A 23,281-nucleotide genomic window follows, 5' to 3' on the forward strand; every position below is an offset into this window, starting at 1 on the left:
GGTCAGACGACAGGCGGCTCAAGTAACAGACCGTATATCCCCGAGTCGGACAGCTCGCCCGCCACGCACCAGCGTGCTCGCAGCGTGCCTTCCAATACGAATCCCTGGCGTTCCAGGGTACGGGCCGAACCGCTGTTGCGCGGGTCGATTTCCGCTTCAAGGCGGCGCATGTGCAAGGTGTGGGCGAGGTAATCGATGAAGCAGGTCAGCGCTTCATCCATGTAACCCCTGCCCTGCACGGCGCTGGCCAGGCAATAGCCGATTTCGCCACGGCGGGAGACGTCATCGATATTGAACAGCTGCACCATGCCGATCAGTTCGCCGTTGTCACGGCGATACATGCCCAGCTTGAGCTGGTCGCCATTGGCGTACGCTTCGCGGTCGGCGGCCAGTGCGCTCTGGGCTTCGGCAAGGTCTTGCCAGGGTGCGTGGTGCCAGTAACGCATGACCTCGGGGTCGGCCATGATCTTCAGCCATTGTGCAGCGTCGGCGTGGCGCATCGGGCGCAACTGCAGGCGCGGGCTGTCGAGGCAGAGGTCACTGGGGAAACTGCGGGGTGGGGTCACGCCGGATCTCCTGTCCATGGCTGGGGAGATGACAGTTTAACGTCATGTGGGGTGGGTGGGGGTATGGCTTGGGTTTGGAGTGGGCGGCGGGTGCATGTCTGGCGTTTGCGGTGGTGCTGAAACCGAGCGCCGCCCGCGCGGCGCATCGCGAGCAAGGCTCGCTCCTACGTCTGTTTCGGGCCAGTAACGCCAGTGACAGGCGCGCGCGACCGCCTTGTTTGTACGGCACGGTATCGCGCTATGCAGCCAGGCGTTCGCGTGCAAATCCCGCAGGACTCATTGGCCCGAAACAGACGTAGGAGCGAGCCTTGCTCGCGATGCGCCGCGCGGGCGGCGCTCGATCTCAAGAACGCTGCAGCTCTATCGGCGAACACGCCTCAAGCCCAGCACCACCGGCAGCTCATCGAAGGCGTGGTCGAGCCGGATGCCGGGCTGGATGACGTACAGGTCGCGACACGGCCAGACCGAAGTCTGCACGCGCACCGCCCCCTGCCCTACTGAAGCATTCGGTTTCAGATTCAGAACCTTCTTACAGCTGACGCTTCAGGCCACCTCGGCCCCATCATCCGGCCAATGCGGCTCGTTGGCCTCTGGTGGCGTCAACGGAGGCAGGCCATAGAACGCCCGCGCATCGTCGCAACTTGGATTATGCACCCCACCCTCCCAAGACGCCTCGAACTCGCGGCATGGGCTGGAACGGTTGGCGTAGATGGTGCACGCGACTTCCTTGCCAATCTCGCCCTGCAGGCTGACGCAGCGGCAAGGCTTGGCGTCGGTGCCGATCATGGCAACACGCGTCGGGTTGATTTGCACCACCAGGTCATCCGGCACAAGGCCGCCGGCAGACTGGCATTCGCCCCAGAAAAAGGACACACGGAAATACCCGCAGCAGGCGCCGCAGTCAAGGCAAGGGTTGTATTCGGACATGATGGCACGGAGGGAAGGTTGTTGTTATCGGGGTTGGCCCGCGCGCCATTTGTAATCGAAGCCAGGTCGGCTGAGAAGAGGGGTAATGCAAAAATAGTTTGCCGTTGATCCGGCAATGGCAGGGGCCGCTTCACAGCCCCTGCCCGTGTGCTATTTACGGGCCAGGCCGTCAGCTCGGAACATCTGGCGAATGCCGCGAATCGCCTGGCGAATCCGGTCCTGGTTCTCGATCAGGGCAAAGCGCACATGGTCATCGCCATAGTCCCCGAAGCCAATCCCCGGCGACACACAAACCTTGGCCTCGGCCAGCAGCTTCTTGGAAAACTCCAGCGAACCCAGGTGTGCGTACTGCTCCGGGATCTTCGCCCAGACATACATCGACGCCTTGGGGTTCTCGACCATCCAGCCCAGCTCGTGCAGCCCCTTGACCAGCAGGTTGCGCCGCTGGCGGTACTGCTCGGCGATATCACGCACGCATTGCTGGTCGCCCTCAAGTGCAGCAATCGCGGCCACCTGCAGCGGGGTGAAGGTACCGTAGTCGTGGTAGCTCTTGATCCGCGCCAGGGCGCTGACCAGCTCCGGGTTGCCGACCATGAAACCGATACGCCAGCCGGCCATGTTGTAGCTCTTGGACAGGGTGAAGAACTCCACCGCAATGTCCTTGGCCCCCGGAACCTGCATGATCGACGGCGCTTTCCAGCCATCGTAGACGATGTCGGCGTAGGCCAGATCGTGCACTACCAGCACGTCGTACTGCTTGGCCAACGCCACCACGCGTTCGAAGAAGTCCAGCTCCACGCATTGCGCGGTAGGGTTGGAGGGAAACCCAAGGATCATCATCTTCGGTTTGGGAATCGACTCGCGAATCGCTCGCTCGAGCTCGTTGAAAAAGTCCACACCCGGCACCAGCGGCACAGAACGCACCTGCGCGCCGGCGATGACCGCGCCATAGATGTGAATCGGGTAGCTCGGGTTGGGCACCAGCACCGTGTCGCCATGGTCGAGGGTGCCAAGCATCAGGTGCGCCAGGCCTTCTTTCGAACCGATGGTGACGATGGCTTCGCTTTCCGGGTCGATGTCGACCTCGTAGCGATCCTTGTACCAGTTGGAGATCGCACGACGCAGGCGCGGAATACCGCGCGAGGTGGAATAGCCATGGGTGTCTTCTCGCTGTGCGACCTGAACCAGCTTCTCGACGATGTGCGGCGGCGTGGCCCCGTCGGGGTTGCCCATGCTCAGGTCGATGATGTCCTCGCCACGGCGACGGGCCGCCATCTTGAGCTCGGCAGTGATGTTGAAGACGTAAGGGGGGAGACGATCGATGCGCGCGAAGCGGCGCGGCGAACCTGGATTGGCCATGGTTTCCTCTGAGAACGTAAGCGCCCGGAACCGTCCGAGCGACGCTGGCCGCTGCGGCGGCCTGAATCAGAAGATAATGCCGATACAGGTTATCTGTAAATGATAATTTCCTGTTTTGTTAGACCTTTTCAGACGATTTTATTGAATATTTCAAGTTTATGGTTTGACGAGCAGCCCTTTCGCCGACCAACCCGCTCCTACAGGATCAACCACATGCCTCGGAACGAGCTCACCGGCGAACGGGGCTGCACAGGAAGACGCCCATGAAAAACCCCGGCACATGGCCGGGGTCTTCGTGAAACAGGCGTCTGAATCAGCGTGCGTAGGTCATCAGTACGTCCGCAGCGGTCTGGCTGTCCACCGACATCATCACGCTAAGCGCAGTGACGGTGAGGATGGAGAAACCGAATACCTTGCGAGCCCACTTGTTGTCGTCCTCGGCCTTGTAGCCACCCCATGCCATATAGAGCCAGTACAGGCCCATGGCTGCTGCCACGGCCAGGTAGCCGAGGCCGGCGTAACCGCCGAGGGTAAGCATCAGGGTTGCGAGCACGAAGGCCAGCACGTACAGCACGATCTGCTTCTTCGCCGCCAGGATACCGCGAGCCACCGGCAAGACCGGAATGTTGGCAGCGCTGTAGTCCTTGAAGCGGAAGATGGCGATCGCGAAGCTGTGTGGCATCTGCCACAGGCTGAACATCACCAGCAGGGTCACTGCAGCCAGGTCGAAGTTGTTGCTCACGGCGCAGTAGCCGATCACCGGAGGCATGGCACCCGAAAGGCTGCCGACCAAGGTGCCGTGCACCGATTTGCGCTTCAGCCACAGGCTGTAGAAACCGACGTAGACGATGAAACCGATCAGCGCACAGAACGCCGACAGCGGGTTGGCCTGTACATACAGCAAGCTGAAGCCCGCCACCCCAAGCAGGGTGGCATAGGCCAGCGCGAGGGGCAGCGGCATGCCGCCCTGAACCATGACACGGTTCTTGGTGCGTTCCATCTTCTGGTCGATGTCGCGGTCGATGCAGTTATTGAACACGCAACCGGACGCCACCACCAGAGAAGTCCCTACCACCACCGCCAGGAACAGGGCGAAATCCACATGGCCCTTCGCGGCAAGGAAGAAACCGCCTGCCACGGAAAGCACGTTACCGAAAATGATCCCCGGTTTGGTGATTTGGATAAAGTGCTTCACGGACATGCAGTCTTACCTCACTTGGCCATCATTTCGATGTGGATGTTGAACATGATCCACAGCGACAGGCCGACCAGCAGTGCAATAACCAGAGTGGTGAACAGGAACGTCGACACGTTGGAACGCTGCTCTTTCGAGCGGTCCATGTGCAGGAAGTACACGAGGTGCACTACTACCTGGATGACGGCCATGGCCACAACAACCAGAACGGTCAGGTTCTTCGGCAGGCTTGGGAACATCACCAGGCCGAACGGAATCGCAGTCAGGATGATCGACAGCACGAAGCCGATCATGTAGGACTTGACGCTACCGTGGTTACCTTCGTGATGAGTGTCGTGTGCGTTAGCCATTACAGAACCCCCAGCAGGTAGACGACGGTGAATACGCAGATCCAGACCACGTCCAGGAAGTGCCAGAACAGGCTCAGGCAGCTCATGCGGGTCTTGGCGGTCGGCGTGATGCCCTTGGTGCTGATCTGATACATCAGAACAGCCATCCAGATCAGGCCGGCGGTTACGTGCAGACCGTGGGTACCTACCAGCGCGAAGAACGCCGACAGGAAACCGCTGCGGTTCGGGCCGTAGCCTTCGTTGATCAGGTGATGGAACTCATAGATTTCCATCGCGATGAAGCCAGCACCGAACAGGAAGGTGATGGCCAACCAGCCCAGCACGCCGCCCTTGTTGCCTTTGAACATCTGCAGCATGGCGAAGCCGAAGGTGATCGACGACAGCAGCAGGAAGGCGGTTTCAACAGCTACGAAATCGAGCTGGAAGATGTCATGACCCGACGGGCCGCCGGCAAAACTGCCGGACAGCACCGCGTAGGTGGCGAAGAGCGACGCAAACAGGATGCAGTCGGTCATCAGGTACAGCCAGAAACCGAGGACGGTCATCTGGCCCGAGTCGTGGTGGTGGTCGTCATGCCCATGGTCGTGACCATGAGCAGCACCGTGCATTACTTGACTGGACATTGATTACACCCGCTCAAACGATTCGACACGTGCGCCGGCAGGCAGAGCACCTGCTTTGGCCAGCGCTTTCATGCGCTCGCCTTCGATGCGCGCCACTTCTTCGGCCGGAACCATGTAGCCCTGGTCGTCACGCGCAGCGTGGCGAACGAAGACAGCGATGGTTGCAACCAGGCTCGCGCCAACCAGCCACCAGATGTGCCAGATGAAGGCGAAGCCGAAGACGGTCAGGAACAGGCCCATGAACAAACCGGTAGAGGTGTTGCTCGGCATGTGGATCGCTTCGTACTTGGCCGGAGCCTTGTAGGCGACACCGGCTTCCTTGGCTTCGTGCCAGGCATCCAGGCCAACCTTCTCAGGCATGTGGGCGAAGTTGTAGAACGGAGGTGGCGACGAAGTCGACCATTCCAGGGTACGACCGCCCCACGGGTCGCCGGTCACGTCCAGGTTCTGGTTGCGGTCGCGGACCGAAACGTAGAGTTGGATCAGCTGGCAAGCGATACCGAACAGGATCAGCACGGCGCCGACGACGGCAACGTACAGGTAGGGTTCCCACAGTGGGTTGTCGGAGTGGTTCAGACGACGGGTCATACCCATGAAGCCCAAGGCATAAAGAGGCATGAACGCTACGTAGAAGCCCGAGATCCAGAACCAGAAGGCAGCTTTGCCCCACTTCTCGTTCAGGGTGAAACCGAAGGCTTTCGGGAACCAGTAGGCGAAGCCGGCGATATAGCCGAATACCGCACCACCGATGATCACGTTGTGGAAGTGAGCGATTACGAACAGGCTGTTGTGCAGCACGAAGTCAGCACCCGGAACAGCCAGCAGAACGCCAGTCATGCCACCGATGGAGAAGGTGATCATGAAGCCCAGGGTCCACATGATCGGCGCGGTGAAGCGCAGACGGCCCTGGTAGATGGTGAACAGCCAGTTGAACAGTTTCACACCGGTCGGAATGGAGATCAGCATCGTCGCCAGACCGAAGAAGGTGTTGACGCTGGCGCCTGCACCCATGGTGAAGAAGTGGTGCAGCCATACAGCGAAGCCCAGAACGGCGATGGCGCCCGATGCGTAGATCATCGAGTGGTGGCCGAACAGACGCTTGCCAGCGAAGGTCGAGGTCACTTCCGAGAACACACCGAAGGCCGGCAGGATCAGGATGTAAACCTCAGGGTGACCCCACGCCCAGAACAGGTTGACGTACATCATCGGGTTCCCACCAAGCTCGTTGGTGAAGATGTGGAAGTCCAGATAACGGTCAACAGTCAGCAGCGCGAGTGCAGCGGTCAGGATCGGGAACGAAGCCACGATCAGCACGTTGGCCCAGGTGCAGGTCCAGGTGAAGATCGGCATGTCCATCAGCTTCATGCCAGGGGCGCGCATCTTCATCACGGTGACGAGGAAGTTCACGCCTGTCAGTGTCGTACCCAAGCCTGAGAGCTGTAGCGCCCAGATGTAGTAGTCGACACCCACCCCAGGGCTGTACTGAATGCCCGCGAGCGGCGGATAGGCAACCCAGCCGGTCTTGGCGAATTCACCAACGCCCAGCGAAATGTTGACCAACAGCACGCCTGCCAGCAGCAGGTAGAAGCTCAGGGAGTTCAGGAACGGGAAGGCAACGTCACGTGCACCGATTTGCAGAGGAACGGCAAGGTTCATCAGGCCGGTGAAGAACGGCATCGCCATGAAGATGATCATGATCACACCGTGAGCGGTGAAGATCTGGTCATAGTGTTCAGGCGGCAGGTAGCCTTCGGAGCCACCGGTGGCGGCGGCCAGCTGGGTACGCATCATGATGGCGTCGGCGAAGCCGCGCAGCAGCATGACCATCGCGACGATGATGTACATCACCCCGATTTTCTTGTGGTCGACCGTGGTCAGCCACTCAGTCCACAAGTAGGTCCACTTGCGGAAGTAGGTGATAGCACCGACCAAAGCGATACCACCGAGCGCGATAATGGCGAGTGTCACCATGACTATCGGCTCGTGATAGGGTATCGCCTCCAGGCTTAATTTACCGAACATCTCTTACTCCTCTGCACCGGCAGCTGGTTGCATACTCGATTCCACACCCTTGGTAGTGGCCAGATCTTTGCTGCCTGCTTCTTCGTGGCTCGGACGACCGCGGTTCATGCCTTCGTACTTGTCGACGATGATCTGGAACTGGTCAGGCGAGGCCTCGCTGTACAGCGCGACTGGGTTGTTTTCGCTTGGTTTGGCCAAGGCTTCGTATTCGGCCTTGTCCAGCTTCTTCGGCGACTGCTTGACCTCGGCGACCCACTTGTCGAAGTCTTCCTGGGAGGTTGCAGTGGCCTTGAATTTCATGCCGGTGAAGCCAGCGCCGCTGTAGTTGGCGCTGATACCGTCGAACTCGCCGTTTTCGTTGGCGATCAGGTGCAGCTTGGTGGTCATGCCGGCCATGGCGTAGATCTGGCCGCCCAGGCCCGGGATGAAGAACGAGTTCATCACGGCGTCGGAGGTGACGCGGAAGTTGACCGGGGTGTTAGCCGGGAAGACGATCTTGTTGACCGTGGCGATACCTTGCTCCGGGTAGATGAACAGCCATTTCCAGTCCAGCGCGACCACGTCGATCTGCACCGGCTTCACATCGGAATCCAGTGGACGGTACGGGTCCAGCTTGTGGGTGGAGTGGTAGGTGAACCAGCCCAGGGCGATGATGATCAGGATCGGGATGATCCACACCGCGGCCTCGATCTTGGTCGAGTGCGACCAGTCAGGGGTGTAGGTGGCGGCCTTGTTGGAAGCGCGGTACTTCCAGGCGAAAACCACGGTCATGATGATGACCGGAATCACCACCAGCAGCATCAGGCCGGTAGCGATAAGGATGAGGTTCTTTTGCTCAATGCCGACCTGACCTTTCGGGTCGAGCAGGGTCCAGTTGCACCCACTGAGTAAAAGCATGCCTAAAAAGGGCAATATGCCAAACAGTCTGGGGTAACGCTTTTTACTCATCTCACGACCTCTAGATCAGCTTGCTTCAATGCAATTTGTGTTTTGGTAGCCAACACTTCGTCCTGCCAAGTGCGGCATTTCGCGCCCGTACTCGCTCCTGCCCGGGGTCCGACTGCAGGAACCTTGGCGTCAAGCGGGTTAGCGGTGCTTATGGTTTCGTAGGCAACAGGCCTGTACTTCAGACCAAGTCCGTTTGGTGCGGGAAAACGCGGAGGGGGGTCCGCCCGGTATCGCCGTTGGGCGAAACTTGACGAAGTCAGCAAAAAGGAGCGCTGCGGCTTCCTTCAATCCTGCGACTCGCAAGCAGTGCCGAACGGAAATTGGGGGCGATTGTAGATAGGTCGCTTACCCTTGACTATGACTTATTGAGCAACAGTCTTTTACAGAATCCGCAACAATGACCCTGAAAAAATCAACTTCGCGACAGTTTGTCGCACCCCGCTTGATAGCCCTGGAACCCGCATTCTGCAAGGCTTTGAGATTGACCTGGATCAAGCGGGAGGTGACTTTTCGCTCTTCTCACGCGGCGTAAAAGACCACGTGGAAATCGGGACTTTTGTCTAAGCCCCACGTCGGTTGCGGTAGATCCCCAGCGGTACCAGAACGGTGGTAAGGACGAATGCAACCAGCGCCCATTGCGCCAGCGACAAACCGAGGATCGGCGGGTACGGCGTGCTACAGAAGCCGTCGACCTGAAACGCCAGCGGCCACAGCTTGGCCAACGGCAGGTCATCGACGATCGGCTGCAGGGTATCGATGCCGCAACTGACCATCGGGTTGGCGAGTATATACACATGGTTGCCCGCCGCAACGATTCCGCCAATCGCGCTGAGCACCACCAATGCCTCGAAGAAGGTCAGGCTGCGACGTCCCGGCATGGCTGCGGCGATGAACGCGAACACGGCAATCAACAGCAATGCGTAGCGCTGCAGGATGCACAACGGGCAAGGCGCCTCACCGAGCACCACTTGCATGTAGAGCGCGCCGCCAATCAGGGAGAGGCAGATCACCCCCAGCAGCACCAGAAAGCGCCGTTCCCGATTAAGGCGCGATGTTTGTTCGTTCATTGCCGATTCCTTCGATGGAGAGTGGCAGCGTGTGATTCGCCTGCCTTGCGCAAGTCTACACGCCGGTTTGACCTTTGAGCATGTCGAGGACGAGGCATGGCAGCGCTGCACTATCCAGAGATGGCTGAGACCTGTTGCTGCGGCGTCGGTTCAACGTCGGCCAGCAAAAAAGCTACCCAGGTGCCGCGCAGGGACAAGCCCCTCGACACCCGGGAGTGAAGGATACAGTGATTAAAGGAGGATTAAAGGTGAAAGATGGTCAATGCTGATTCATCATTCCTTCTATATAGGCAACCACCTGAGGGAGCGACTCTGCGTCGCGAGGCCGCTCCCACCGGGTCACCGTGGTACCTCTGTGATCAGGCCTGCAGGGTCAGCACATCACTGCAGCGCGGCCGCCGGCCCGAAGAACTCGTAGCGGCTCTGCTGCTCCGGAACGCCCAGCCCCTTCAGGTAGCCTTTGACCGCCGCCATGAAGCCCTTGGGCCCGAGGAAGTAGGCATCCACGTCACGCTCGACCGGCATCCATTCGGCCAGCAGATCCTCGCTCAGCAGGCCAACCGCATGGGCGTCGTTGCTGCCATCCGCTTCGGCATAGCAATAGAAGTGCTGCAACTGAGGGTGACGTTCGGCCAACGCGCTGATCCAGTCGCGGAAGGCATGCACAGCGCCATTGCGCGCACAGTGAATGAAATGCACTGGACGCTTGGTCTCAAGCGCCGCCTCCAGCATCGCCAGGGTCGGGGTGATACCCACACCTCCACTGATCAATACCAAGGGCTTGTCGCTGGCGGTCAGCGTGAAGTCGCCCGATGGTGGGAACAGCTGCAGGGTATCGCCGACGACAAGCTGGTCGTGAAGGTAGTTAGATACCTTGCCACCGGCCTCGCGCTTGACGCTGATCCGGTACTCCTTGCCGTCGCACAGCGCCGACAGCGAATAGTTGCGGCGCTGCTCGACCCCGTCGATGAACAGCTGCAGGCCAATGTATTGGCCCGGCTCGGCCTTGAGCACCGGCTTGCCATCCATCGGAGCAAAGTAGAACGAAACGATTTCGCTGCTCTCTTGCGCGCGGCGGACCAGGCGGAACTCACGGGCGCCACGCCAGCCACCGGCGGCCTCTTCCTTCTGTTTGTACAAGTGCTCTTCCGCGCCGATCAGGATATCGGCCAGCTGGCCGTAGGCAGCGCCCCAGGCCGCGATCACTTCGGGGGTGGCGATTTCCTTGCCCAACACTTCCTCGATGGCCCGCAGCAGGCAGCTGCCGACGATCGGGTAATGCTCCGGGAGAATCTGCAGGGCGACGTGCTTGTTGATGATCTGGCCAACCAGGCCGCCCAGCTGTTCAAGCTGGTCGATATGGCGGGCATACATCAGCACACCGTTGGCCAGCGCGCGAGGCTGGTCACCGCTGGCCTGGTGAGCCTGGTTGAACAGGGGACGCACTTCGGGGTATTCGCTGAGCATCATCTTGTAGAAATGAGTGGTCAGCGCTTCACCACCGCTTTCGAGCAGCGGGACAGTGGCCTTGATAATTGCACGTTGTTCGGCATTGAGCATTGCGACGACTCCTAAGCCTGTGGCTTCGAATGGTTGCACTGGCTATTTCAGCATTCGTGCCAACTCGAAAGGCCCATGAAATCAATGCCTTGACACCGATCATGTCAAAACGACCCACCCCAGCGTATAGTCATTACGACCAATAGGAGTCAATATGACTGCAAAGCCTCTGCTCACCGCCCTCCTCCCGCTGGTCAGCGACCTGTCCCGCGACCTGCCCGACCAGGAGCGTTACCGCCGCCTGTTACAGGCCATGCGCGGCCTGCTGCCGTGTGACGCCGCCGCCCTGCTCCGCCTGGATGGAGAATGGCTGGTGCCACTGGCAGTGGACGGACTGTCGCCAGATACCCTCGGCCGGCGTTTCAAGGTCAGTGAGCATCCACGCTTCCAGATCCTGTTGAGCCGCCCCGAGCCTACGCGCTTCGCCAGCGACTCCGCGTTGCCCGACCCTTATGACGGCCTGGTGCATGCCCCGGACGCCAACCTTGAAGTCCATGACTGCATGGGCTGCCCGCTGATGGTCGATGAACGTCCCTGGGGCCTGGTCACCCTCGACGCGCTGACCCCCGGCCAGTTCCAAAGTCTTGAACTGGAAGCCCTGCAGGCCTTCGCCAGCCTGGCAGCGGCTACCGTGACCGTGGCCGAGCGCATCGAACACCTGGCCCTGCGCGCCGAGGACGAACACCACCGTGCCGAAATCTACCGTCAGGCCAGCGGCCAGCATCAGGAACTGATAGGCCAGAGCAAGGCACACAAACGCTTGGTGGAGGAGATCCGCCTGGTCGGCGGCAGCGACCTGACCGTGCTGATCACCGGTGAGACCGGGGTGGGCAAGGAGTTGGTGGCCCAGGCCCTGCACCAGGCCAGCAAACGCGCCGACCAGCCAATGATCAGCCTCAACTGCGCAGCCCTGCCAGACACCCTGGTGGAAAGCGAGCTGTTTGGCCATGTGCGCGGCGCCTTTACTGGCGCCCATGGCGAACGACGCGGCAAGTTCGAACTGGCCAACGGCGGCACGCTGTTCCTCGATGAAGTCGGCGAGCTGCCATTGACCGTGCAGGCCAAGCTACTTCGGGTGCTGCAAAGCGGTCAGTTGCAACGCTTGGGGTCGGACCGTGAACATCAGGTCGATGTGCGCCTGATCGCCGCGACCAACCGCGACCTGGCCGCGGAAGTGCGCAACGGCAACTTCCGCGCCGACTTCTATCACCGCTTGAGCGTCTACCCCCTGCAGGTGCCACCGCTGCGCCAGCGAGGCCGCGACGTGCTGTTGCTGGCCGGCTACTTCCTCGAACAGAACCGCTCACGCCTTGGCCTCAATAGTTTGCGCCTGTCCAGCGACGCGCAGGCCGCACTGCTGGGTTACGACTGGCCTGGCAATGTCCGCGAACTGGAACACCTGATCGGCCGCTCGGCGCTCAAGGCACTGGGCCAACACGCCGACAGACCACGGATTCTGACCCTGGAAGCCCGCGACCTGGACCTGCGCGCGGTCGCGTCTTCCAATGAGGCTCAATCCGCCCTGCCACAGCAGGAAGCGCCCTTACCTGAAGGCGGCCTGCGTGACGCGGTGGACGCCTATCAACGCCAGGTGATTGAAGCCTGCCTCCAACGTCATGACCACAACTGGGCTGCCGCTTCCCGTGAACTGGGCCTGGACCGCGCCAACCTCAACCGACTGGCGCGCCGGCTAGGGCTTCGCTGAGGCCCGTGCACCAAAGCATTAGTCGGTAAAGCTATCTAGCCGATTGCCAGTTGGCTGCTTAACTGCATAAGGAATCGGTACCTCGGCCTTTGAGTGGCCAGTACTGTTGAAGGCATGCCGCGCCCGCTCGGCCCTGGGCCAATGGACGTCGACCATGTCGCCGTACAACTGCAGGGAGCACTCATGGACAGTATTGTCGTTGCCGATAAGCAAACTTCAGTCGCTACCCAGAATGCCTGGGGCAATATCAGCCTGAAAAGCCCCGCGGTCGTGCAAATGCCGATTTCGCCCAACCAGGTGGCCACCGTCACCCAACGCGGGCAGAACCTGATCGTTACGCTCAAGTCCGGCGAAAAAATAACGATCGGTAATTTCTTCGCCGTCGACCAGGCGGGCGTTGCCAGCGACATGGTCTTCGTCGGCGAAGATGGCACCCTGTGGTACGCCAACTACGATGCCGAAGCGTTCACAGGCTTCACGTTCGAAGAGGTGAGTTCGCTCGACCAGGTGGTGGCGGGTATCGGCGTCGCCGGCAGTGCGACGCCAACCTGGGCGATCGCGGGCCTGAGTCTGCTGGGCGTCGGAGGCGCAGCCGCGGCAGTCGACAACGGGAGCAGTGGCGGCGGTGGCGGCGGATCGGCACCGTCCGACACAACGCCTCCGGCTACCCCCATCGACCTGCTGGTTTCCCCGGATGGCCTGCGCCTGACCGGCCGGGGCGAAGCCGGCACAACGGTCAACGTCCGCGATGCGGCCGGTAATCTGATCGGCAGCGGCACAGTGGGGGCCGATGGACGCTTCGAAATCAGCCTCGACCCGCCGCAGATCAACAGCGAAAACCTTCAAGTCATCCTGACCGACGCCGCAGGCAACGCCTCCCCGGCAGGCACCGTCGTCGCGCCGGACGCGACCGCTCCGCTGGCGCCGACCAACCTGGCGATCGACGAACAAGGCACCACCCTCAGCGGCCGTGCCGAGCCGGGCGCCACGGTTCAGGTACGCGGCCCTGGCGGCACGCTGCTGGGCAGCGTCGTGGCAGGTGCCGACGGTCAGTTCAGCATCACCCTGCAACCCCCTCAAACCGACGGCCAGGCCCTGACTGTCACCGCCCAGGACGCTGCTGGCAATACCTCGCCCGCGGCAAGCATCACCGCGCCGGACGACGTCGGCACGCCCCCGGACACCACCCCGCCCGACGCCCCGGTCAACCTGGTGATCGCAGCGGGTGGCCAACAACTGAGCGGTCGCGGTGAAGCGGGAACCAGGGTCGAGGTGCGCAATGCCGACGGCACCTTGATCGGCAGTGGTGTGGTGGGCAATGACGGCAATTTCACCATTCCTCTCTCTCCAGCCCAGGCCAACGGTGAAGCACTGAACGTCGTGCTCATCGACAACGCCGGCAACACATCGTCGCCCAGCCCGATCACCGCACCGGACACCACCCCACCCAGTCCTGCCACCAACCTGGCACTGAGCGCCGATGGGGTTACCCTCACCGGGCGCGGCGAAATCGGCACCACGGTACAGGTTCGCAATGCCCAGGGCGTGCTGCTCGGTTCTGCCGTGGTTGGGCCTAATGGCCAGTTCACGGTGACTTTGACCCCTGCGCAGACCGACGGCCAGATACTGGACGTGACGCTGCGCGATGCCACAGGCAACACGACGACCACCCCGCTCACCGCTCCGGACCTGGACGGCCCGGCACAACCCTCCGGGCTGGCACTCGATGTCGCCGGCACCCACCTCACCGGGCAAGGGCAACCCGGCTCGATCATCACCGTGCGCGCGGCCAATGGCACCGTGCTAGGCACTACCACGGTCGGCACCGACGGGCGCTTCGAGGTCACCCTCTCGACACCGCAGCGCAACGGTGAAAGCCTGACCGTGGACGCCACCGACAGCCTCGGCAACAGTGCCGGTGCCGTCAACTTCACCGCACCGGACACCTCACCTCCATTGCCGATCACCACCCCCAGCATCGACAGCACCGGTACAACCGTCACAGGCAGCGGGGAACCTGGGGCCACCGTGACCGTTCGCGCCCCCGATGGCAGCGTGCTCGGCACCGGCCAGGTCGCCAGCAATGGCAGCTTCACGGTCACCCTCAACACACCGCAGACCAACGGCCAGGCGCTCTCCGTCGAGCAGCGTGACCCTACCGGCAATGTGTCGACCTCGACCGACCTCACCGCCCCTGACAACCAGGACCCCACCCCACCGGCAGACCTGTCTTTGTCCGGCGATGGCAGCACCCTGTCCGGCACGGGCGAGCCTGGCGCGCAGGTCACGGTCAAAGATGGGTCTGGCGGGGTCTTGGGCACGGCAGTGGTACAGGCCGACGGCAGCTTCCAAGTCATCCTCGACCCGCCGCAGCTCAATGGCCAGACGTTGTCAGTGAGTCAGGCCGATGCCGCCGGCAACGGCTCGACAGACACCCCGTTCGTAGCCAACGACCTTGAAGCGCCCACGCCTGCCCAAAACCTGGCACTGGATGCCAGTGGTACCTTGCTCACCGGGCAAGGCGAGCCTGGCACCACGGTGGTGGTGCGCAATGCCAACGGCCAAATACTGGGTAGCGACCAGGTCAATGCCAACGGCAGCTTCACCGTCACCCTCAGCCCGCCACAAACCAATGGTGAAACGGTGTCGGTGGTGCTGATCGACACCGCGAACCACAGCTCTCCGTCAGCCAGCTACACCGCCGACGACAGCAGTGCGCCAACGTCACCGACAGGGCTGCTGGTCGGCCCGGGCGGCACCTACCTGCAGGGCACTGGCGAGGTAGGTGCGACGGTGGAGGTGCGCAACGCTCAAAACGTGTTGCTGGGCAGCGTGGTGGTTCCGCCAGGCGGCGCCTTCACGGTTGCGCTTTCACCGGCACAGCTCGACGGGCAGTCACTCAACGTGACCTTGACCGACGGCAGTGGTAACACCTCCATGGCCACACCGGTCACCGCCCCCGACCTCACGCCACCGGCCGCCCCCAGCGACCTCGCAGTTGTCCTGAACGGCACGGCGCTCACGGGTAACGCCCCAGGTGCGACCTCGATCACGGTACTGGACCCCAACGGCAACCTCCTTGCCAGCGGGACAGTCCAGTCCGACGGCAGCTTCAGCGTGCCCCTGTCGACTGCACAGCAGAACGGCGAAACCCTCACCGTCATCGTGGCCGATGCCGCAGGCAACAGCGCCGCCCCGGCAGCGGTGACCGCCCCGGACACCACGCCCCCCAGCGCAGCGACCAACGTCTCCCTGAGCCCGGATGGCACCCTCGTTGCCGGCAATGCCGAGCCAGGCACCGTTGTCATTGTCCGGGACGGCAGTACGCCCTTGGGCAGCGCGACCGTGGGCCCTGACGGTACCTTCCAGGTCGTGCTCGATCGCCCGCTCACCAACGGTGAAGTGGTCGACCTGGTGGTGCGCGACGGCGCCGGACAGGAAGCGAGCAGCCTCTTGAACGGACCCGACGGCAGTGAAGTCGCCAGCCCCACCAACCTGGCGCTCAGCGCCGATGGCTTCGTCCTCACCGGCCAAGGCACCGTCGGCACCCTGATCACGGTGACCTCCAACGGCAATGTACTGGGCACCGCCACCGTCGGCAGCGATGGCACCTTCCATGTGTTCCTCAACGCCGCCCAACTCAACGGACAAACCCTGCAGGCCTACGCCCAGGCGACGGTGGGCGGCACGGCGTCGGTACCCGCCGTGATCGTGGCGGCCGACAGCACCGCACCGGATGCGCCGACCCAGGTCGACCTGAACCCGGCCGGGACCGTTCTCACGGGTCGTGGCGAGGTCGGTGCCACCGTCAAAGTGTTCGATGCTCAAGGCACGCAAGTAGGCAGCGCAGTCGTTGCGAGCAACGGTCTGTTCAGCGTCACCTTGGTGCCTGCGCAGACCAATGCCCAACAGCTGACCATCACCCAGACGGATACCGGCGGCAACACTTCACTGCCCGCGACGCTCCAGGCGCCCGACCTGCAAGCACCACTGGCCGCCAACCAACTCAGCCTCAACAGCGCCGCCACCGTGGTCAGCGGCCAGGGCGAAGCCGGCGCGACTGTCACCGTGCGCGACGCCAATGGCACTGTCCTCGCCACCGGCACGGTCAACCAGAGCGGCGTGTTCCAGGTCACCCTGCCCAGTGCGCAGACCACCGGCAGTGCCCTGCAGGTCACCCTTACCGATGCCGCCGGCAACGTGTCCGCCCCCGCCAGCCTGGCAACGCCGGACCGCACGCCACCGAATGCCGTCGCCGACGTCGTACTCAGTGCCGACGGTCGGCACCTGACGGGCAGTGGCGAGATCGGAGCCATTGTCCAGGTGCGCAATGCCGCGGGTACCATGCTAGGCACCGCTACCGTAGGCGCCGATGGACGCTTCACGGTGGCCTTCAGCACACCTCAGGCCGATGGCAGCACCCTTGGCGTGACCCAGGCAGACAGCGCCGGCAATACCTCCCCGGCAGTGAGCGTCAACACCCCGGACCTCACGCCGCCTGCCGCACTGACCAATGTAATCTTGAACAACAACGGACTGACCCTGACCGGTCTTGGGGAAGCGGGCACCACGGTCACCGTTCGCGGTCCGGATGGCACCGTCATCGGTACCGGCCTGGTGGCCGCAAATGGCAGCTTTACCCTGACGCTCGATAGCGCGCAGCTCAATGCCCAGCATCTGAGCGTGACCCAGACCGACGCAGGCAACAACACCTCCGCCGTCGTTACGGTGATCGCGCCCGACCACACCTCACCCGCCGCCCCCAGCGGTCTGTCGCTGGCCGCCAGCGGGCTGCAGTTGAGCGGCATTGCCGAGGCAGGCAGTACGGTCACGGTACGCGATGCCTCAGGCAATGTCCTAGGCACGGCCATCGCCAACAGCAACGGAACCTTCCAGGTCACCCTCGACAGCCCACAGACCAATGGCCAGACATTGCAGGTGAGTGCAACCGATGCCGCAGGCAATGTGTCGCCCACCACTCCCTATACCGCCGCGGACACCACCCCGCCAGCGCCAGTGTCGCAACTGGCGGTGTCTGCCGATGGCAGCACCCTGACGGGGATCGGCGAGGCCAATGCCTCGGTGACCGTTCGCGCACCAGATGGGTCGATTCTGGGTACGACCACTGTGGGTGTCGATGGTCGGTTCAGCGTGACGCTGTCGCCCGCCGCTGTCGCTGGCCAGGACCTTGGCGTGGTGCAGACCGATGCCGCACAGAACGCCTCGCCCGCACAGACCGTCACCGCTCCGGGCAATCTTGCCCCGGACATTCCCGATGACCTGGTGCTATCGGCCAATGGCCTGACGGTAACCGGCACCGGCACGCCCGGTAGCGCCGTGAACGTCTATGGTCCCCATGGCGTGCTGCTGGGCTCCGGCCTGGTGGCTGTCGACGGCACTTTCACCGTCGGCCTCAGCAGTGCTCAGGCCAACGGCGAAGTGCTGCAAGTGGTTGCCGTGGGTAGCGATGGCAACACATCCTTGCCTGCCACCCTGGTGGCACCCGACACCACCGCGCCGCAACCGCTGACCAACCTGGCCATTTCCAGCAACGGGCTGGTGCTGAGCGGGCGTGGCGAGCCTGGCGCCACCGTCAAAGTACTGGGCGACGGTGGGGTCGAGCTCGGCCAGGGTGTGGTCGATGCCTCAGGCCAGTTCAGCATTAACCTCAGCCCTGCGCAGCTCAACGGCCAGCACCTCAGTGCCAGCCAGACCGATGCGGCGGGCAACGAGTCCAACAGCGTCAGCCTCACCGCCCCCGACCTGGTCGCCCCCGCCGCGCCGCAACAACTGGCCTTCGCCGGCGGCGGCACCCTGCTCAACGGTACTGGCGAGGCCGGCACCAGCGTCAAGGTGCTGGCTGCCGACGGCAGTGTGCTGGGCACTGCGGTGGTTCGTGGCGACGGCACCTTCCAGGTCAACCTGACACCCGCCCAGGCCAATGGCCAGACCGTGCAGGTGATACTCACCGATGCCGCCGGCAACCAATCCGATGCCACGTCCCTTACCGCGGCGGACACAACGCCCCCCGCGGCGCCAAGCGAACTCGCCATCGCCAGCGACGGCGCCACCCTCACCGGCCGTGGTGAAGCGGGTGCACGGGTGTCGGTGAAAGATGCCAACGGCAACGAGATCGGCAGCGCCGTGGTCGATGCCAGCGGCGCCTTCACCATCACCCTCAACCCGCCGCTGGGCAATGCCGAGCTGCTCAGCGTCAGCCAGAGCGACGCCGCCGGTAACGCCTCGCCTGCAACCTCGCTGCAAACGCCGGACTTCACTCCACCTGACGCCCTTACCCAGGTGGTCATCAATGCCGATGGCAGCCTGGTCAGCGGCCGTGGCGAAGCAGGTGCAACTGTCACCGTGACCAATGCCGCCGGGGAGGTGCTCGGCACCACCGTCGTACTTGCCGATGGCAGCTTCCAGGTCGCACTGACACCGGCGCAGATCAACCAACAGGCGCTGTCGGTGCAGCAGGCCGACCCGCCCGGCAACATCAGCGTCCCAGTGGTCGTCACCGCCCCCGACCTGACACCACCCGCGACGCCTGACGCACTACGCCTGAACGCTGCGGGTGACCAGCTCAGCGGCAATGGCGAAGCTGGCACCACAGTGCGGGTGTATCAAGGCAACACCCTGATCGGCGAGGCCACGGTGGACGCCGACGGCACCTTCGTGGTCGACCTGACGCCCGCACAGCTCAATGGCCAGCAATTGCAGGTCACCCTGGAAGATACCAGCGGCAACGTTTCGCCGATCGGCACCCTCACCGTGGCCGATGTCACCCCGCCCGCCAGTGTCCTGGCGACACTCAACGGCAGCGGCACCCAGCTGACCGGCACAGGTGAAGACGGCGCCAACATCACCGTGGTCAACGACCAGGGCGATGTCGTCGGCCAAGGAGTGATCGATGCCGACGGCACCTTCGTGCTGGATCTGAGCCCCCCTCAGATCGACGGCCAGGTGCTGACCATCATCGCCCAGGACGCCACCGGCAACTCGTCGTCGCCATTCCAGGTCACCGCACCGGACCTGACACCGCCCGCACAACCGACCGGCCTGAGCCTGACCGCCAATGGCTTGCAGCTCAGCGGCAGCGCCGAACCGGGCAGCACCATCACTGTGCGCGGGCCGGACAACACGGTGCTGGGTGAAATCGAAGTTCCCGTCAATGGCGTGTTCACCGTCACGCTTTCACCCGCTCAGACCAACGGCCAACTGCTGTCGGTGGTGGCCACCGATGACGCCGGCAACACCTCGCCGACTGCCTCCTACCAAGCTGCCGACACCACGGCGCCAGACCTTGTCACCAACTTGAGCATCAGCCCCGGTTACGATGTGCTCAGCGGACGCGGTGAGCCCGGCGCAACCGTGACCGTCACGCTGAACGGCAACCCTCTCGGCAGCGCAGTGGTGGCCGCCAACGGTACTTTCCAAGTCACCTTGCAACCGGCGCCAGGCCCGGACGAGGAACTGCGAATCACCCAGCGTGACGCAGCCCAGAACACATCGGGCGAAGCCAGCTACGATACGCCGCTGGTGCCGGCACCTGCCGCCCCCACCAACGTGGATCTGGCCGCAGATGGCCTGATCTTGAGCGGCAACGCCGAGATCGGCACCACCATCGAGGTGCGTGACGCGTCAGGGACACTCATAGGCACTGGCCTGACAGGCGCTGGTGGCACCTTCACCCTGACGTTGGACAGCGCCCAGCTCAATGGCGAAACGCTGTCGGTCACCGCTGTGTCCGCATTGGGGGGAAGCTCGATACCCGCCATCGTGCAAGCGGAGGACAGCACGGCCCCGGCCAACCCCATCGTCACCGCACTTTCAACCAATGGCCTGGTGCTCAGCGGTACGGGTGAAGCAGGCGCAACCGTGACGGTCCGCGATGCAGGAGGGGCCATCATCGGTACCGGCCAGGTGAATGCCGGAGGGGCCTTCTCCATCACCTTGTCGAGCCCACAGCTCAACGGCCAGGTGCTGGGGGTGACTCAAACCGACGCGGCGCTGAATCCATCCGGCAGCACCAGCTTCACAGCACCTGATTCACAGGCACCAGCGCCTGTGAGCAACCTGGCGATCAATGCCGGCGGCACCGTGCTTACCGGTACCGGCGAACCCGGGGCGACTGTCACCGTGCAAGGCCCCGGCGGTGTCGCACTGGGCAATGCCACGGTCGGCAGCAACGGCCAGTTCAGTATCACCCTCACCACGGCGCAGAACGACGGACAGCAACTGACCGTGCGCCAGGCCGACGCGGCAGGCAACACCTCCAGCAGCGCCAGCATCAACGCGCCCGACACCACGCCGCCCACTGCCCCGGTCGCCAGCATCAACAGCAACGGTACGGTGGTTTCAGGCACTGGACAGGCCGGTACCACAGTTACCGTGCGCAACAGCGCCGGGACGATTCTCGGCACCGCGACCGTCGGCACCAACGGCCTGTTCGTGGTCAGCCTGGCCGCAGCACAGGTGGACAACCAGGCGTTGACCGTCACCCTCACTGACGCGGCGGGCAACACCTCCCAGGGTACCGCGCTGACCGCACCGGACCTCACACCGCCAGCGGCGGCCAGCAACCTGGTCATCAGCGCCGACGGCAGCGTGCTGACCGGTAATGGCGAACCTGGCGCCACGGTCACGGTGCGCAACGCCAGCGGCACCGTGCTGCAGACCGACACCGTGCAGCCCAATGGCAGCTTCACCGTCACCCTGAGCCCTGCACAGGACAACGGCCAGGTGCTGTCGGTGACGCTAACCGACCCGCGCAACAACGTCTCGGGCAATACCAACATCACGGCACCGGACGTGGACGCCAACGCCCCGGTGGTGGCCAGTGACAACCTGGCGACCGCCACCGTCAACCTGGCACCGGTGGTGTCCACGCAAACCTATCAGGACAGTTTCTCGACCCTGCTGGCGGGCTTCTCCAAGACCTATACCTGGACGGTCGCTGCCGGCACCACGGTGGATCCTACCCTGACCCTCAACACCAGTAGCGCCCTCGCCTTGCTGGACAACGCCACCTTCACCTTGCAAGTGAAAAACGCCAGTGGCGCCTGGGTGACGCTAGCCACCGGCAACACCCAAGGTTTGCTCGACCTGATCCTGCTGCCGCTGGGTCAGGGTGTTCGGGTCGACATCGGCGACTTGCTGGCCGGTGAATACCGGTTGACGGTGAGCAGTGGCGGCATCGGCCTGCTGACCACGGTTACCACACAACTGGACATCGAAACCACCAGCCAGACCCAGTTCACCGGAACCGGAACGCCTACCTCCGGCAACGTCATCAGTGACCCGGGCACCGATGGCGCCACCGACCTGCTCGGGCCGGACAGCGGTGCAGTCCTGCAAGTGCTGAAGAACGGCAGCTATGTCGCTGCTGGCAGCGCCACCGAGGTGCAGGGCCTGTACGGCACCCTGGTGATCCGTGCCGATGGCAGCTACACCTACACCCCGAACGGCAGCCCATCCAGCGTCGGCAAGGTCGATATCTTTAGCTACCAGCTGGTTCACGCCAATGGCCTGGTGGATGGCGCCACGCTCTACGTGCGCATCGACAGCCCGCAGGCCACCGAGATCTGGAGCAACACCAACTACGGCGCTCCCGCCACGGTTGTGGATGCGGTCAATGACATCGACAGCACTGGCATCAGTCTGGTCAATCGCGAATCCACCAGTTCCACCACCTTCACACCGCTGAGCCTGCCGGTGATCGGCACACGGCAGGCAACCTACAGCACCACCGTAGCCACCGATACCACGGCCGACCTTCAGGTCGTGCTCAACTCGACCAACCTGCTGGGGCTGCTCAACGGCACGACCATCGACCTACTCAAGCTCAACCCAGCAACGGGCCTTTACGCAGTGGTTCAGTCGGTGAACGGCAGTTCGCTGGTCAGCCTGCTGGGGGGCGGCTCCGCCTACACCTTCCAGGACCAGACCGCAGGCTCTTACCAGATACGCGTGACCGCCAGCGGCATCGGCCTGGCCAGCTCCCTCACCACCACGCTCAACACCACGACGACCCATCTCACCGAATTCGTGGTCAGCGGCTATACCCCGGTCACCGGTAACCTGCTTACCGACACCGCAGGGGGTGGAGCCGATAACCTCGGCTCGTCCCTGACCGTGCTCAGCGTCCTGGTGGCCGCCAACACCTATGCGATCCCGGGCTACAACGGCGTCAGCGTGACAGGCACCTATGGCACCTTGCTGGTGCAGGCCGACGGCAGTTACACCTACACCCTCAAGGCGGGCTTGACCTCGGCCATCATTGGCCAGCACGACACCTTCACCTATGAATTGACCCACCCCAACGGCACCACCGATACCGCCACCTTGACCATCAACCTGGACAGCGCCGCCAGTTTCAGTGCCACGAGCGCGCTGCTGGCCGACACCAGCGACGATGGCGTTGCGCTGGCCAGCGTTGCAGCCGCATCCAGCGACGTGATCGCCGGTACCGACGGCAACGACCACCTCGATGGCAGTCAGGGCGGGGCCATCAGCCTGCAGGGGGGAGCCGGCGACGACACCCTGGTGATCGTCGACCAGGACTTCACCAGCGTAGAGGGTGGGGCCGGCACCGACACCCTGCTGTGGGCCGGGGGCGATGCCAGCATCGACCTGGGCAACCTGGCCGAGCGCGTACACGACATCGAGGTCATCGACCTCAATGACACCAGCGCCGTCACCCTCACCCTCAACCTGGCGGACGTCGTGGCCGTCACGGAGACCGGCAAAGACACCTTGGTGATCAAGGGTGATGACAAGGACACGGTGCACCTGACGGACACCTGGACGCTTGCTGGTACCCAGACCGCCGATGGCATCGACTATAACCAATATACGGCCCAGGAGGATCCCAGCCACCACCTGTGGGTGCAAAGCGGCATCCACGTCGTCTGAGCCTGCAGCAAACCGCCGGGTTACCGCCCGGCGCCAAGGATGACC

At 63.1% G+C, this 23,281-nt stretch carries 11 protein-coding genes and 1 pseudogene; 2 read left to right on the forward strand and 10 right to left on the reverse strand.

The window, feature by feature from the left end; all coding sequences use genetic code 11:
* Nucleotides 1-2 precede the first annotated feature (2 nt).
* From P3R38_RS20570 to hmpA, 10 genes are all read right to left on the reverse strand, one after another.
* A complete protein-coding gene (locus P3R38_RS20570; protein WP_023382253.1) occupies nt 3-566 on the reverse strand; it encodes a GNAT family N-acetyltransferase in 564 nt (187 codons plus the stop codon).
* A gap of 543 nt (nt 567-1,109) precedes the next feature.
* On the reverse strand, nt 1,110-1,493 hold the full coding sequence (locus P3R38_RS20575) for a YkgJ family cysteine cluster protein (RefSeq protein WP_023382254.1): 384 nt from the start codon (nt 1,491-1,493) through the stop codon (nt 1,110-1,112).
* Between the two features lie 150 nt (nt 1,494-1,643).
* Nucleotides 1,644-2,852 (reverse strand): alanine transaminase, encoded by a 1,209-nt coding sequence (gene alaC, locus P3R38_RS20580; RefSeq protein ID WP_023382255.1) that lies wholly within the window; start codon nt 2,850-2,852, stop codon nt 1,644-1,646.
* Nucleotides 2,853-3,165: 313 nt separating this feature from the next.
* The gene (cyoE, locus tag P3R38_RS20585) at nt 3,166-4,053 is read right to left on the reverse strand and encodes a heme o synthase (RefSeq protein WP_023382256.1); all 888 of its coding nucleotides are present in this window, start codon (nt 4,051-4,053) and stop codon (nt 3,166-3,168) included.
* Between the two features lie 11 nt (nt 4,054-4,064).
* Nucleotides 4,065-4,397, reverse strand: a complete 333-nt coding sequence (gene cyoD, locus P3R38_RS20590) for a cytochrome o ubiquinol oxidase subunit IV (RefSeq protein WP_023382257.1) — start codon at nt 4,395-4,397, stop codon at nt 4,065-4,067.
* Nucleotides 4,397-5,020, reverse strand: a complete 624-nt coding sequence (gene cyoC, locus P3R38_RS20595) for a cytochrome o ubiquinol oxidase subunit III (protein WP_027906615.1) — start codon at nt 5,018-5,020, stop codon at nt 4,397-4,399. The genes cyoD and cyoC overlap by 1 nt, the downstream gene beginning before the upstream one ends.
* A 3-nt stretch (nt 5,021-5,023) precedes the next feature.
* A complete protein-coding gene (gene cyoB / locus P3R38_RS20600; RefSeq protein ID WP_023382259.1) occupies nt 5,024-7,042 on the reverse strand; it encodes a cytochrome o ubiquinol oxidase subunit I in 2,019 nt (672 codons plus the stop codon).
* Between the two features lie 3 nt (nt 7,043-7,045).
* A complete protein-coding gene (gene cyoA / locus P3R38_RS20605; RefSeq protein WP_023382260.1) occupies nt 7,046-7,990 on the reverse strand; it encodes a ubiquinol oxidase subunit II in 945 nt (314 codons plus the stop codon).
* Between the two features lie 560 nt (nt 7,991-8,550).
* Nucleotides 8,551-9,057, reverse strand: coding sequence for a disulfide bond formation protein B (locus P3R38_RS20610; RefSeq protein ID WP_023382261.1), 507 nt, complete (start codon nt 9,055-9,057; stop codon nt 8,551-8,553).
* A 381-nt stretch (nt 9,058-9,438) separates the two neighbouring features.
* Nucleotides 9,439-10,617 carry an NO-inducible flavohemoprotein gene (hmpA, locus tag P3R38_RS20615; protein ID WP_277686552.1) on the reverse strand — a complete coding sequence of 393 codons (1,179 nt, stop codon included), beginning with the start codon at nt 10,615-10,617 and terminating at the stop codon, nt 9,439-9,441.
* Nucleotides 10,618-10,771: 154 nt separating this feature from the next.
* Between hmpA and norR the strand changes: the two genes are divergently transcribed.
* Both norR and P3R38_RS20625 read left to right on the forward strand, forming a co-directional pair.
* Nucleotides 10,772-12,322 (forward strand): nitric oxide reductase transcriptional regulator NorR, encoded by a 1,551-nt coding sequence (gene norR / locus P3R38_RS20620; protein WP_023382263.1) that lies wholly within the window; start codon nt 10,772-10,774, stop codon nt 12,320-12,322.
* Nucleotides 12,323-12,496: 174 nt separating this feature from the next.
* Nucleotides 12,497-23,236, forward strand: a pseudogene (locus P3R38_RS20625) (BapA/Bap/LapF family large adhesin); the annotation flags it as partial.
* Nucleotides 23,237-23,281: the final 45 nt, after the last annotated feature.

This window comes from Pseudomonas sp. NyZ480 (genome assembly GCF_029537255.1).
Classification (GTDB): domain Bacteria; phylum Pseudomonadota; class Gammaproteobacteria; order Pseudomonadales; family Pseudomonadaceae; genus Aquipseudomonas; species Aquipseudomonas taiwanensis.